The 12,404-nt window shown below is 67.3% G+C and carries 12 protein-coding genes; 6 read left to right on the forward strand and 6 right to left on the reverse strand.

Translation table 11 applies throughout. The features are described 5' to 3' along the window. Positions 1-21: 21 nt before the first annotated feature. A complete protein-coding gene (locus tag BST28156_RS00995) occupies positions 22-351 on the reverse strand; it encodes a GNAT family N-acetyltransferase (protein ID WP_174901204.1) in 330 nt (109 codons plus the stop codon). Between the two features lie 266 nt (positions 352-617). Between BST28156_RS00995 and pdxR the strand changes: the two genes are divergently transcribed. After that, positions 618-2,147 carry a MocR-like pyridoxine biosynthesis transcription factor PdxR gene (pdxR, locus tag BST28156_RS01000; RefSeq protein ID WP_174901205.1) on the forward strand — a complete coding sequence of 510 codons (1,530 nt, stop codon included), beginning with the start codon at positions 618-620 and terminating at the stop codon, positions 2,145-2,147. A gap of 46 nt (positions 2,148-2,193) precedes the next feature. Here the strand turns inward: pdxR and BST28156_RS01005 are convergent, their stop codons facing one another. Genes BST28156_RS01005 through BST28156_RS01015 form a run of 3 tightly spaced genes read right to left on the reverse strand, consistent with a single transcriptional unit; the run spans position 2,194 to position 3,803 of the window. Continuing rightward, complete coding sequence (locus BST28156_RS01005; protein WP_244131314.1) at positions 2,194-2,637, reverse strand: hypothetical protein; 444 nt, start codon at positions 2,635-2,637, stop codon at positions 2,194-2,196. After that, entirely contained in the window at positions 2,627-3,274 is a 648-nt protein-coding gene (locus tag BST28156_RS01010) for a M35 family metalloendopeptidase (RefSeq protein WP_174901206.1), read from the reverse strand. The genes BST28156_RS01005 and BST28156_RS01010 overlap by 11 nt, the downstream gene beginning before the upstream one ends. A 4-nt stretch (positions 3,275-3,278) precedes the next feature. Continuing rightward, complete coding sequence (locus tag BST28156_RS01015; RefSeq protein ID WP_081077190.1) at positions 3,279-3,803, reverse strand: PAAR domain-containing protein; 525 nt, start codon at positions 3,801-3,803, stop codon at positions 3,279-3,281. Positions 3,804-4,310: 507 nt separating this feature from the next. Between BST28156_RS01015 and BST28156_RS01020 the strand changes: the two genes are divergently transcribed. The 4 genes from BST28156_RS01020 (at position 4,311) to BST28156_RS01035 (ending at position 8,617) form a co-directional block, all read left to right on the forward strand. Then, on the forward strand, positions 4,311-4,715 hold the full coding sequence (locus BST28156_RS01020; protein WP_174901207.1) for a nuclear transport factor 2 family protein: 405 nt from the start codon (positions 4,311-4,313) through the stop codon (positions 4,713-4,715). 163 nt (positions 4,716-4,878) lie between these two features. Continuing rightward, on the forward strand, positions 4,879-6,696 hold the full coding sequence (xsc, locus tag BST28156_RS01025) for a sulfoacetaldehyde acetyltransferase (protein WP_174901208.1): 1,818 nt from the start codon (positions 4,879-4,881) through the stop codon (positions 6,694-6,696). A gap of 122 nt (positions 6,697-6,818) precedes the next feature. After that, a complete protein-coding gene (gene pta / locus BST28156_RS01030) occupies positions 6,819-7,853 on the forward strand; it encodes a phosphate acetyltransferase (protein WP_174901209.1) in 1,035 nt (344 codons plus the stop codon). Further along, positions 7,850-8,617 (forward strand): sulfite exporter TauE/SafE family protein, encoded by a 768-nt coding sequence (locus BST28156_RS01035; protein ID WP_060243239.1) that lies wholly within the window; start codon positions 7,850-7,852, stop codon positions 8,615-8,617. Before pta ends, BST28156_RS01035 begins: the two co-directional genes overlap by 4 nt. A gap of 33 nt (positions 8,618-8,650) precedes the next feature. Here BST28156_RS01035 and BST28156_RS01040 read toward each other — a convergent pair whose 3' ends face one another. Continuing rightward, positions 8,651-10,369, reverse strand: a complete 1,719-nt coding sequence (locus tag BST28156_RS01040; RefSeq protein WP_174901210.1) for a cobaltochelatase CobT-related protein — start codon at positions 10,367-10,369, stop codon at positions 8,651-8,653. Continuing rightward, the gene (locus BST28156_RS01045; protein ID WP_174901211.1) at positions 10,366-11,355 is read right to left on the reverse strand and encodes an AAA family ATPase; all 990 of its coding nucleotides are present in this window, start codon (positions 11,353-11,355) and stop codon (positions 10,366-10,368) included. The genes BST28156_RS01040 and BST28156_RS01045 overlap by 4 nt, the downstream gene beginning before the upstream one ends. Positions 11,356-11,544: 189 nt before the next feature. Between BST28156_RS01045 and BST28156_RS01050 the strand changes: the two genes are divergently transcribed. Further along, entirely contained in the window at positions 11,545-12,297 is a 753-nt protein-coding gene (locus tag BST28156_RS01050; protein WP_174901212.1) for an IclR family transcriptional regulator, read from the forward strand. Positions 12,298-12,404: the final 107 nt, after the last annotated feature.

The raw sequence follows: 12,404 nt of genomic DNA on the forward strand, positions 1-12,404 counted from the left end.
CGCGACAACGCTGCACGTCCGCTACCCGGCCACGACCAGCCCTTCGTGCGCAAGGCAGCGGCACAGCGTCGCCCACGCCGGCGAATCGGGCCAGGCACGCGCGGCGGCGTCGATGCGAATCGGCTGCCCGAACGCGCGCGACGCGCACGCGAGCAGCGTGTGCGCGATGCCGCTGCGCCGATAGGCCGGCTCGACATATAGCCGCGCGAGCATCGGCAGCGGCGCGCGATCGTCGATGTTCAGTTCGCCGATCGCCGCGTCGTTTCGATACGCGACGGCCGTCGCATGCGCGTCGTCGAACACGATGCGGATCACGCGTTCGCAGCGATCGCGGAATACAAAAACGTGCATGGCGCCCCTCCCCGATCGACGATGCCGGCAAACGCGGCGCGTGCGCCGTCCCGCGCCCGCGTACCGGGGAGTTATCCCAATCGTCCGGGTGCGACGAGTTGAGTATCGTCTTGCCACGTCGGCGCGCACTAGTACCAGACCGCGCCTTTCATTGAGTCCACATCCGCGGCGCGGCACGCGTATCGCGCGATTCCGCGCCCCCTTTGCAGAATCGCGCGCGCCGAGCGCGCCGCTTCGCGCGTCCCGCATCGTTCACAGGAGGAAGCATGTCGAGTCGCACCCCGACCGCGTTATGGGCCCAGCAGTTCCGGCGGTCGTCGGCATCGAAGACAAGCCTGCAGGATCAGATCCGCCGCATGCTGGTGGCTGCGATCCTCGACGGCCAGCTTCCGCCGGACGCCGCGCTGCCGTCGAGCCGCGAGCTCGCCGACCAGCTCGGCGTCGCGCGCAACACGGTCGTGCTCGCGTACCAGATGCTCGTCGAGGAGGGTTACCTGATTTCGCGCGAGCGCAGCGGGCACTTCGTGAACCCGAAGATGCTCGAGGGGATACCGGGCTTCGCGGCCGCGCCGCCCGGCATGAAACCGGAAGACGGCGGCGGCGAGGCGCCGCAGCGGCCGGCATGGCACAAGCGGATCGCGCATCCGCCGTCTGCGCAGCGCAACATCGTGAAGCCCGCGAACTGGCAGCACTACGAATTTCCGTTCATCTACGGGCAGTTCGACCAGTCGCTGTTTCCGACCAACGACTGGCGCGAATGCTGCCTGAAAGCGCTGTCGGTGATGGAGATCCGCAACTGGGCGCCCGACCTGATCGAACGCGACGACGAATCGCTGATCCAGCAGATCCGCACGCGCGTGCTGCCGCGTCGCGGCGTGTTCGCGATGCCCGACGAGATCGTAGTCACGAACGGCTGCCAGCAGGCGCTGTACCTGATCGCGGACCTGCTGTGCGACAAGCACACGACGGTCGGCTTCGAGAACCCCGGCTATCCGGACGCGCGCAACATCTTCGAGAACCGCAACGCGCGGCTGCTGCCGCTGCCCGTCGACGGCAACGGGATCGCGCCCGACGCACAGGACGCCGTGCTCGCGCGCTGCGACTACGTGTACGTGACGCCGAGCCATCAGTGCCCGACCACCGCGACGATGCCGGTCGAGCGCCGCCGCGCGCTGCTCGAGCGCGCGCAGCAGCACGATTTCGTGATCATCGAGGACGACTACGAGAGCGAGAACACATTCTCCGGCACGCCGCATCCGGCGCTGAAGAGTCTCGACGGCGCCGATCGCGTGATCTATGTCGGCAGCCTGTCGAAGACCTTCGCACCGGGCCTGCGGCTCGGTTACGTGGTCGGGCCGCGCGAGCTGATCCGCGAGCTGCGGGCGCTGCGGCGGCTGATGGTGCGCCACCCGGTCGCGTATATCCAGCGTGCGTTCGCGACCTTTCTCGCGCTCGGTCATCACGACGCGCTGCTGCGCCGGCTCGCGCATGCGTACAGCGAGCGCTCGCAGGCGCTGATGGCGGCGCTCGACGCGCATCTGCCGGAAGCGCGCTACGTGCCGGTGACGGGCGGCGCGTCGTGCTGGGTCGAGGGGCCGCCGTGGCTCGACGCGGCGCGCCTTGCGGCCGATGCGCAGGCCGCCGGCATCCTGATCGAGCCGGGCGACGTGTTCTTCATGCGCGACGACGATGCGCACCGCTATTTCCGGATGGGGTTCTCGGCGATTCCGCTCGACCGGATCGATGCGGGCGTGCAGGCGCTGGCGCAGTGTGTGCGCGCGCAGAAGCCCGATTAATGAATGAGGCCCGCAGTGGCGCGGGCCTTGTCGCGGGACGCGAACATCAAGGCACGGTGTGCGGATTCGGGCAACAATCGTCAGGGCACCCCGGCCCTACATTGACCTCCACACGCCTCCCCGTTTCCTCGATCTCGGGAATCGGCTTGTAGACTCTGCCGATAAAAGCACTCCGTTTTCCTCTGATCGCGAACTGGTCAAGTGCATTCATGACGTTTTGTGCACGTCGGTATGCCAGTTGTCGCGCGTCTTTCTCGGTCGGCTCCGAAAGTCCGACAGTCCAGACGACGTCGATAATCGGAAATCGACTGCGCAGATCACGCGACCATACCGACAACCTCGCCAGCTCGGTGACAGGAATCTCGCTTGAGTCGCTTTCGAAGCGAACGTCGATATATTGGCCGGAAAGATTTTTTGGCCCGTCGCACGCCAACGCTGTCTGCATACCGATGAACGCGAGCGCGAGGACCGCCAGGAGTTTAGTCTCCATCTACGACGTATCCCGCAATGCTGTCGGCATTGTTGATCGCCAAATCCGGATGTGATCGCCCCCATGCGGAAAGGAATGGCGTGATGTAGTACTGCTCGTCCGTGGTTGCCATGGTGTCCAGGAAATGACTTGCTTCGTGAATGATCACGGATACTTGGGAATCCGCATACGCGCTCCAGGGACGCATGGTACAAAACTTGGCGCTGATCGAGAACGTGTGCGTTGCGGTGTCCGGTGCGCAGACGTGGGCGGCCTCCTGCCCCGTTCCCAGTGGGTGGGGTGTGCAACCCGTCGCCAGATCGGCCGCGCTCCCCGTACGAACGACGTTGTGCTCGCTGAACGAACGGACAACATTCAGCACCTTCGTCAATCCGGTCAGAAGCCGTCTACGGGTTTGCTCGTCATCGCGACCGAACCACTTGAATACGCGGCCTTTCTCGTGCGAGGACCATTCCGTCAAGAAGGCAACGCGCGCCTCCAGCCGATTCACGGCAATCGCCTGCGCCCGAGCGAACATTATCCGAAACTCAGAATTGCTCATGTTTTCGCAAATCGGCCGCATGTCGACATCGGCGAACCGCTGCGATCCCTTGATGGTATTCGTCGTTGTCTCGGCCACCTCGGTTTGATTCGTCATCGTTTCAGTCCCCGACAAAAAGCTTCAGCGTCTGCGGGCCTTCCGTTCTCACGCGCAACGTGCACCCGCTTGCGTCGCTCGATCCCGACGCAAGCACATTGCCGGACTGATCCTTGATCCAATACCGCACATTGCTCAACGGTTGCTTTGTCCGCTTGTCCCGGATCACGAACTGCTCGTCATGGACTACCGGTGTAACGGAACGCGTGAGTGCGCTTGACGAACGCGCACCGATTCCGGCCGCACCGTCCGAAACATCGTAAAAAATGGTGCAGTCACTGCCCGCGAGAACTCTGTTCGTTCCGCATGGACAAAGTACGTGGTCACCCTCGAGAACAACATTGCGGCCGTGCCACGTCATGCGTGTTGCGCTCCCGACAATCTTGAACGAACCCTTGCAGTTGCCGCATGTTGCCTCGTCGCCATCAAGCGCTACATGTTTGTCTTTATGAAACATCGTGGCTGTCGTTGCAGTAACGAAGCCCCCTGTAGTCGTCGGGTCGCCGTTTCTGACTGCTCGTCGCGACATAGTCGGATCCTTAGATAAGTTGGCAAAAGATCGATTGCATGCCTGCTCTCCCGCACTACGCAAAAATCCGGGAAGCGACCACGCAAAACCAACGAAATATTGACCCGCAAACTCGCGCACACACCAACAGATACACATCCCTCGATTTTTCAAATAAGGCAACTCGAATAAGGCAACTCGACTTCAGACACGTCCTATCTAATCAAATCAATTTAGAACAATCTTGATTCCTACCATCCAATCCCGAAATCGACTCCTTACTTTTCAAATTCAAATTACGCCCGCCCAACAATCATCGATCCGATATATCGCCCAAAAATAATCATTAAATAATTAAAAACTGTCACGCCGCCCCTTCCCCCGCCAACCGCCACAACGCCGCTGGCCCAAGCGAAACCCCCGAACTGGCGCTACCGTCAAAAACAGGCGCTCACTAACGTGTCGATACCGCGTGCCGCATGCGTGCCAGCGCAGCGCGGCCGCCCACCACTCGACAGGAGACACGTTATGGCTGACACGCTTACCGCCCCCGCCGCCGTCACGACCGCCACGCTCACGGCCTTTTCCGACGCCTTCAACCGGCACGACGCGAACGCGCTGATGGGCTTCATGACCGAGGACTGCGTGTTCGACGCGGCCGGCGGCCCCGACGTCCACGGCACGCGCTTCGTCGGCCGCGACGCCGTGCGCGCCGCGTTCGAAGCGGTGTTCAAGACCTTCCCCGACGCGCATTGGGGCCACGGCCGCCACACCGTATGCGGCGAGCGCGGCGTGTCCGAATGGGTGTTCACGGGCACGCACGCGGACGGCTGGCGCATCGAGGCCGAAGGCTGCGACCTGTTCGAATTCCGCGACGGACTGATCGCCGTCAAGCGCGCGTTCCGCAAGGAACGGCCGAAGCAGCCGGCCTGAGCGCGCCCGGCGCGCATCGCCGACGCCTCGCGCATTTTGAAACGAATCATTTCATTTCATTCCACATTCCCCGACACCCGGCGGAATCGCTTGACCCGGCTCCGCCAGCAAATAGCATCTGGAACAGGACGTTCCGTTAATTGAACAATCCCGGAGACAACCCATGAGCGAACAAACCACTTCCCAGCGCGTTTCGGCCAGCGGCCCGCAGGACATGACGCCGTCCGAAGCCTTCGTCGAGACTCTCGCGGCCAACGGCGTGACCGACATGTTCGGCATCATGGGCTCCGCGTTCATGGACGCGATGGACATCTTCGCGCCGGCCGGCATTCGGCTGATCCCGGTCGTACACGAACAGGGCGCCGGCCACATGGCCGACGGCTATGCGCGCGTATCGGGCCGTCACGGCGTCGTGATCGGCCAGAACGGTCCCGGCATCAGCAACTGCGTGACGGCAATCGCGGCCGCGTACTGGGCGCACAGCCCGGTCGTGATCGTCACGCCGGAAGCCGGCACGATGGGCATCGGCCTCGGCGGCTTCCAGGAGGCGAACCAGTTGCCGATGTTCCAGGAATTCACGAAGTACCAGGGTCACGTCACGCACCCGGCGCGGATGGCCGAATTCACCGCGCGCTGCTTCGACCGCGCGCAGGCCGAGATGGGGCCGACGCAGCTCAACATTCCGCGCGACTACTTCTACGGCAAGGTCAAGGTCGAGATTCCGCAGCCGCGCAAGCTCGATCGCGGCCCCGGCGGCGAGCAGAGCCTGAACGACGCGGCCGAGCTGATCGCGCAGGCGAAGTTCCCGGTGATCATCTCGGGCGGCGGCGTCGTGATGGCCGATGCGATCGACGAATGCAAGGCGCTCGCCGAACGGCTCGGCGCACCGGTCGTCAACAGCTACCTGCACAACGACTCGTTCCCGGCGAATCATCCGCTGTGGTGCGGCCCGCTCGGCTACCAGGGCTCGAAGGCCGCGATGAAGCTGCTGTCGCGCGCGGACGTCGTGATCGCGCTCGGCTCGCGCCTCGGGCCGTTCGGCACGCTGCCGCAGCACGGCATGGACTACTGGCCGAAGGACGCGAAGATCATCCAGATCGATGCCGATCACAAGATGCTCGGCCTCGTGAAGAAGATCTCGGTCGGCATCTGCGGCGATGCGAAGGCCGCCGCGGTCGCGCTCACGCAGCGCCTCGAAGGCCGCACGCTCGCATGCGATGCGTCGCGCGGCGAACGCGCGGACCAGATCGCGACCGAAAAGGCCGCGTGGGAGAAGGAGCTCGACGACTGGACGCACGAGCGCGACGCGTTCAGCCTCGACATGATCGAGGAGCAGAAGCACGAGAAGCCCTTCAGCGGCGGCCAGTACCTGCATCCGCGCCAGGTGCTGCGCGAGCTCGAGAAGGCGATGCCCGAGGACGTGATGGTGTCGACCGACATCGGCAACATCAACTCGGTCGCGAACAGCTATCTGCGCTTCAACAAGCCGCGCAGCTTCTTCGCGGCAATGAGCTGGGGCAATTGCGGTTATGCGTTCCCGACGATCATCGGCGCGAAGGTCGCCGCGCCGCACCGTCCGGCCGTGTCGTACGCGGGCGACGGCGCGTGGGGGATGAGCCTGATGGAGACGATGACCTGCGTGCGCCACAACATCCCTGTCACGGCCGTCGTGTTCCACAACCGCCAGTGGGGCGCGGAGAAGAAGAACCAGGTCGACTTCTACAACCGCCGCTTCGTCGCGGGCGAACTCGACAACCAGAGCTTCGCGGCGATCGCGCGCGCGATGGGCGCCGAGGGGATCACGGTCGACCGTCTCGAAGACGTGGGCCCGGCGCTCAAGCGCGCGATCGACATGCAGATGAACGAAGGCAAGACGACGATCATCGAGATCATGTGCACGCGCGAACTCGGCGATCCGTTCCGTCGCGACGCGCTGTCGAAGCCGGTGCGCATGCTCGACAAGTACAAGGACTACGTGTGACGACGCGTCGCTGACGCACCCAGCGGCCGGCCGTGCGCGACGCGCGCGGCCGGTTCCCCGGCCGGATGCCGAGCCCCCGCGCGGGCCGCCGCTTCCGGCCGTTTTTCCTTCCCGAGCCGCCCATGAAAGCCCTCGACCGCATTCTCGACTCCGCGCGCCGCCAGCCGATGCGCATCGCGCTCTGCGAAGCCGACGATCCGCGCGTGCTGCACGCCGCCGCGCGCGCGACCCGCGACGGCATCGCGCATGTCGTGCTGGTCGGCGCGCGCGCCGCGATTCACGCGGCCGCCGCGCGCGACGGCATCGACCTCGACGGCATCGCGCTCGTCGATCCGGCCAGCGCCGCGTCGCGCGACGCGTATGCGGATGCGCTGCATGCGCTGCGCAAGAACAAGGGCATGACGGCCGACGCCGCGCGCGATGCCGTGCTCGACCCGCTCTGCCATGCGAACCTGATGGTGCGGCTCGGCGACGCGGACGGCTCGGTCGCGGGCGCGGTGCACGCGACGGCCGACGTCGTGCGCGCGGCGATCCAGCTGATCGGCGTCGATCCGTCGTTCCGGATCGTGTCGAGCTTCTTCCTGATGATGCTGTGCGAGCCGTTCCACACGATCAAGGGCGGCCTGATCTTCTCCGACTGCGCGCTGGTCGTCGATCCGGACGCCGGGCAGCTCGCCGAAATCGCGATGGCCGCGGCCGACAGCACGCAGGCGCTGCTCGGCGAGGCGCCGCGCGTCGCGATGCTGTCGTTCTCGACGAGCGGCAGCGCGCACCATGCGGCGGTCGACAAGGTGACGGCCGCGACCGCGCGCGTGCGCGAGCGCCGCCCCACGCTCGCGATCGACGGCGACGTGCAGCTCGACGCGGCGATCGTCGCCGAGATCGCCGAGCGCAAGATCGCGCATTCGCAGGTCGGCGGCCACGCGAACGTGCTGGTGTTCCCGAGCCTCGAGGCCGGCAACATCGGCTACAAGCTCGCCGAGCGCATCGGCCGCGCGAAGGCCGTCGGCCCCTTGCTGCAAGGCTTGCGCCGACCGGCGAACGACCTGTCGCGCGGCTGCAGCGCGGACGACGTGTATCACGTGATCGCGGCGACGACCGTGCAGGCGCAGGCAGCCGCGCAACGCGCCGCGACGACCGAGGCCGCGCACGCATGAGCGCCGACAAACTGGCCGTGCTGATCGCGGTGATCGGCGCCGGCAGCTATTTCCAGACGATTACCGGCTTCGGGCTCGGCATGATCGTGATGGGCGCGACGAGCGGCTTCGGCCTCGCGCCGCTCGCGACCGTCGCGACGCTGATGAGCATCGTGTCGCTCGCGAACGGCGCGGCCGCGCTGCCCGGGCGGCTGCATCACATCGACTGGCGCGCGGTCGGCGCGGCAACGCTCGGCATCCTGCCGTCGGTCGTCGCGGGCGTGCTGCTGCTCGAATGCCTGAGCCGCTCGGCGGCCGACCTGCTGCAGCTGATCCTCGGCGCGGTCGTGCTGTACGGCGGGCTGAGCGCGGCGCTGCGGCCGACGCCGCTCGACACGCGCTCGGACAATCGCAGCTTCTTCGTCAGCGGCGTGTTCGGCGGGCTGCTGAGCGGGATGTTCGGCGTATCGGGGCCGCCGCTGATCTTCCAGTTCTACCGGCAGCCGCTGACGCTCGTGCAGATCCGCTGCGCGCTGATCGTGCTGTTTACGACGACCTCGGCGACGCGCGTGCTGTTCAGCGCATGCGAAGGCCGGCTCGACCGCGACATCTGGCTGCTCGCGGCGATCGCCACGCCGGTCGTGATGCTGATGACGGTCGCCGCGCGCCACTATCCGCCGCCGCTGTCGCCGGTCGCGACGCGGCGGCTCGCGTTCGGCGTGCTGATGGCGATCGGCGGCGGACTGATCGCGACGTCGCTGCCGCCGCTGCTGCATCGGGTCTGAGCGCCGCTTCTCCGCAGCAGGCCGCGCCGCACCTCATCGCCGCGCGCCGATCCAGCCCGCGATCTCGACCAGCCGCTTCATGTCCGGAAGCGACGCGAGATCGATCGCGAGCCGGTGCCGGTAATACGGGCCGAGATCGAGCCCGACGCCGAGCCCGAGGATCTCGACGCGGCCAGCCGCTTCCTGGCGCGCGACCACCTGCTTCAGATGGTTGTCGAGATAGAACGGGTCGTTGGCGAGCGCCGTCGCGCCGTCCATCGGGCTGCCGTCCGAGATCACGACGAGAATCCGCCGCGCCTCCGGCCGCGCGGCGAGCCGCGCGCACGCCCACTCGACCGCTTCGCCGTCGACGCCTTCGCGAAACAGGTCGGCCTTGAACAGCGCCGCGATGCCGGTGCGTGCGTGCCGCCAGCGCGTGTCCGCGTCCTTGAACACCAGATGGCAGGTTTCGTTCAGCCGCCCCGGATGACGCGGCTTGCCGCGCGCGAGCCAGTCCTGTCGTGCACGGCCGCCGTTCCAGGCGAGCGTCGTGAAGCCGAGCACCTCGGTCGCGACACCGGCGGCGTCGCCTGCGCGAGCGAGCGTGTCGACGGTCAGCGCGACCGCGTCGATCCACGCCTTCATCGAGCCCGAGCAATCGATCAGGAACGCGAGCGCGCAATCGGCACGCGGCCGCACGCGTTCGAGCCGGAACAGCCGACGCTCCGCCGGCGAGCTGACGAGCTGCGCGAGCCGACGGCCGTCGAGCCGGCCGTGCTCCTCGCCGAACGACCAGCCGTCGGCCTGCGGCACGACGAGCGCCGCGCGCAGCACGCGCGCGAGCCGCGTCGCGTTGATGCGCTGCGCGGCGACCTGCGCATCGAGCCGCTCGCGATACTCGCGCAGCAGCGCCGCACGGATCCGCGCGGCCGGCCGCAGTTCGCGGTCGTAGCGCGTGGTGTACGCGCGATAGACGCCGTCGCCGCCATCCAGCACGACGCTGTCGCCGGTCTCCACCAGCGCCGGCAGGTCGACGCCCGTTTCGTCGAAATCGACCCACAGCGAGAAATTCGTCAGCGCGTCGTCCGGTTCGCGCGCGTCGTTTGCGTCGGTGTCGACGACGGCCGCGCGCGCGTCGCGAATCATCGCCGCGATGCGCCGCGCGAGCGTCAGCGCATGCGCGGCGAACGCGCGCTGGTCGTGCCGGCAGTGCTTCAGCGCCGCGAGTTGCATGCCGATCTCCGGCACGATCGCCGCGCGCGTCGCTTCGATCAGGTCTTCCGTTTCGTCGAGCACCGGCCAGCCCGACAGGCGCGACCACGCGACCTGCGCGACCGTGTACACGAGAATCCCGACATGCGTGTCGGCCTGCCCCGACCGATGGAACGCGCGCGACCACGCTTCGAAACGATGCCGCAGGTTCTGCACGAGCCCGCGCATCGCAGGCGGCGCCAACGATTCGCAGCGCAACTGCTCGAGCATCTCGAACAGCACGCGTTCGACCGGGTCGTCGCCGAGCAGCGCGCGATGCAGATCGGCGTCGGAATGCAGGATGCGCAGTGCAGCGCCATCCGCCGCGCCGCGCCAGGATGCGAGATCGTCGTCGGCCTGCGCGCGCAGATGCGGCGCATGAATCGGCAGCGGACGCAGCTCGCGGCAGACGCGGCCCGCACGATAATGCAGCGCCGCATCGCGCGTCAGCGCACGCACGGTCGAGGCGGCCAGCGCTTCGCGCAGCGACGCGCGGCGCGCCGCGTCGCGATCGGCGCTCACCGCCCCGCTCCCGGTTCGCCGCCGCCGGCATGCGACGCAACCGCCAGTTCCTCGCCGAAACAGCGCTGGTAATACTCGGCGACGACCGGCCGCTCGGCGTCGTCGCACTTGTTCAGGAACGTGAGCCGGAACGCGAGCGCCGGATCGCGGAAGATCCGGCAGTTCTCGGCCCAGTCGATCACCGTGCGCGGCGACATCAGCGTCGACAGGTCGCCGGTCGCGAAGCCGTTGCGCGTCAGCTCGGCGACGCTCACCATCGCTTCGAGCAGCGTGCGGCCCGCTGCGTCGTCCAGCTCGGGCACGCGTGCGCGCACGATGCCGATCTCCTCGTCGCGCGGCAGGTAGTCGAGCGTCGCGACCACGTTCCAGCGATCCATCTGCGCATGGTTGAGCATCTGCGTGCCGTGATAGAGGCCGTTCAGGTTGCCGAGCCCGACCGTGTTCGCGGTCGCGAACAGCCGGAACGACGGATGCGGATGAATCACGCGGTTCTGGTCGAGCAGCGTGAACTTGCCGTCGCGCTCCAGGATCCGCTGGATCACGAACATCACGTCGGGCCGCCCGGCATCGTATTCGTCGAAGATCAGTGCGACCGGTCGCTGCAGCGCCCACGGCACGATCCCTTCCTGGAACTCGGTCACCTGCACGTCGTCGCGCACGACGATCGCGTCCTTGCCGACCAGATCGAGCCGGCTGATGTGGCCGTCGAGGTTTACGCGCACGCACGGCCAGTTCAGGCGCGCCGCGACCTGCTCGATATGCGTCGACTTGCCGGTACCGTGCATGCCCTGCACCAGCACGCGCCGGTTGCGGGCGAAGCCCGCGAGAATCGCGAGCGTCACGTCCGGGTTGAAGCGGTACGCGTCGTCGACGTCGGGCACGTGATCGTCGCGCACGCCGAACGCGGGCACCATCAGGTCCGAATCGACGCCGAACCGCTCGCGGACCGACACCATGCAGTCCGGCTTGCTCGCCACCCCATCCATCGTGTTGCGCTCCTGTCGTTGCATATCGTTTGCGGGCGTCTACGCGTGCCGCGTCGCACCCGTTTGCGGAACGATTCGTTCCGCCGTGAAAGATTCGGGCCGGCTCGTTCCGGCCGCCCGTCGGCGCGGCGGGCCGGCGAAGCCGTTCGGTACAATGGCCGCAGTCCAGTTTCCGGAACGGCCCTGCCCATGCTTCCCGCGGATACGCCCACGCTGCGCGCCTTCGCGCTGCTCGAACACCTCGTCCAGGCCGGCGATGCCGTGTCGCTCGCCGATCTCGCGCGCGACGTCGACATCCCGAAGGCATCGCTGCACCGGATGCTCGCGTCGCTCGAGGCCGGCGGCCTCGTGATTCGCGAGCCGGGCCGCAAGAACGCGTACGCGGTCGGCCCGCGGCTCGCGCGGCTCGGCGCCAACGTGATGCTGAACGCCGGCGCGCGTCGGCTGCGTCATGCGATCCTCGAACGGCTCGTCGCCGATCTCGGCGAAACCTGCAACCTGACGATGCTGCACGACACCGAGGTCGTCTATCTCGACCGCGTCGAAGCCGACTGGCCGCTGCGGCTCGACCTGAAGCCCGGCTCGCGCGTGCCCGCGCACTGCAGCGCCAGCGGCAAGCTGCTGCTCGCGCTGCTGCCGCGCGACGAACGCGCCGTGCTGGTGCGCACGATGACGCTGGCGCGCCATACGCCGAACACGATCTCGGACCCGGAACTGCTCGAAGCCGAACTCGACCGCACCGCGCACAAGCGGCTCTCGATCGACAACGAGGAGTTCGTCGCCGGCATCGTCTGCATCGCCGCGCCGATCGTCGGTGCGGACGGCGCGTGCGTCGCCGCGGTCGCCGTGCATGCGCCCGTGTCGCGCGCGCCGCTGTCGCGGCTGCTCGACAGCGTGCCGCGCCTGCAGGAAGCCGCCCGCGCGCTCGCGGCGACCTTCTAGCGTGTGATTGCATCCGGAACACACGGGCGAGTCCATCGCTATTCGCGGCGTCGCGCGCCGTCGTACACGCAGCAACGCCTCCGCGCTCCGGAGATGCACCGACACCG

It is taken from the genome of Burkholderia pseudomultivorans (assembly GCF_902499075.1).
Lineage (GTDB): Bacteria > Pseudomonadota > Gammaproteobacteria > Burkholderiales > Burkholderiaceae > Burkholderia > Burkholderia pseudomultivorans.

Bases quoted from the DNA above. Each gene is read 5' to 3' on its own strand.
- BST28156_RS00995 (WP_174901204.1), bottom strand. From the start codon at position 351: ATGCACGTTTTTGTATTCCGCGATCGCTGCGAACGCGTGATCCGCATC.
- pdxR (WP_174901205.1), top strand. From the start codon at position 618: ATGTCGAGTCGCACCCCGACCGCGTTATGGGCCCAGCAGTTCCGGCGG.
- BST28156_RS01005 (WP_244131314.1), bottom strand. From the start codon at position 2,637: ATGGAGACTAAACTCCTGGCGGTCCTCGCGCTCGCGTTCATCGGTATG.
- BST28156_RS01010 (WP_174901206.1), bottom strand. From the start codon at position 3,274: ATGACGAATCAAACCGAGGTGGCCGAGACAACGACGAATACCATCAAG.
- BST28156_RS01015 (WP_081077190.1), bottom strand. From the start codon at position 3,803: ATGTCGCGACGAGCAGTCAGAAACGGCGACCCGACGACTACAGGGGGC.
- BST28156_RS01020 (WP_174901207.1), top strand. From the start codon at position 4,311: ATGGCTGACACGCTTACCGCCCCCGCCGCCGTCACGACCGCCACGCTC.
- xsc (WP_174901208.1), top strand. From the start codon at position 4,879: ATGAGCGAACAAACCACTTCCCAGCGCGTTTCGGCCAGCGGCCCGCAG.
- pta (WP_174901209.1), top strand. From the start codon at position 6,819: ATGAAAGCCCTCGACCGCATTCTCGACTCCGCGCGCCGCCAGCCGATG.
- BST28156_RS01035 (WP_060243239.1), top strand. From the start codon at position 7,850: ATGAGCGCCGACAAACTGGCCGTGCTGATCGCGGTGATCGGCGCCGGC.
- BST28156_RS01045 (WP_174901211.1), bottom strand. From the start codon at position 11,355: ATGGATGGGGTGGCGAGCAAGCCGGACTGCATGGTGTCGGTCCGCGAG.
- BST28156_RS01050 (WP_174901212.1), top strand. From the start codon at position 11,545: ATGCTTCCCGCGGATACGCCCACGCTGCGCGCCTTCGCGCTGCTCGAA.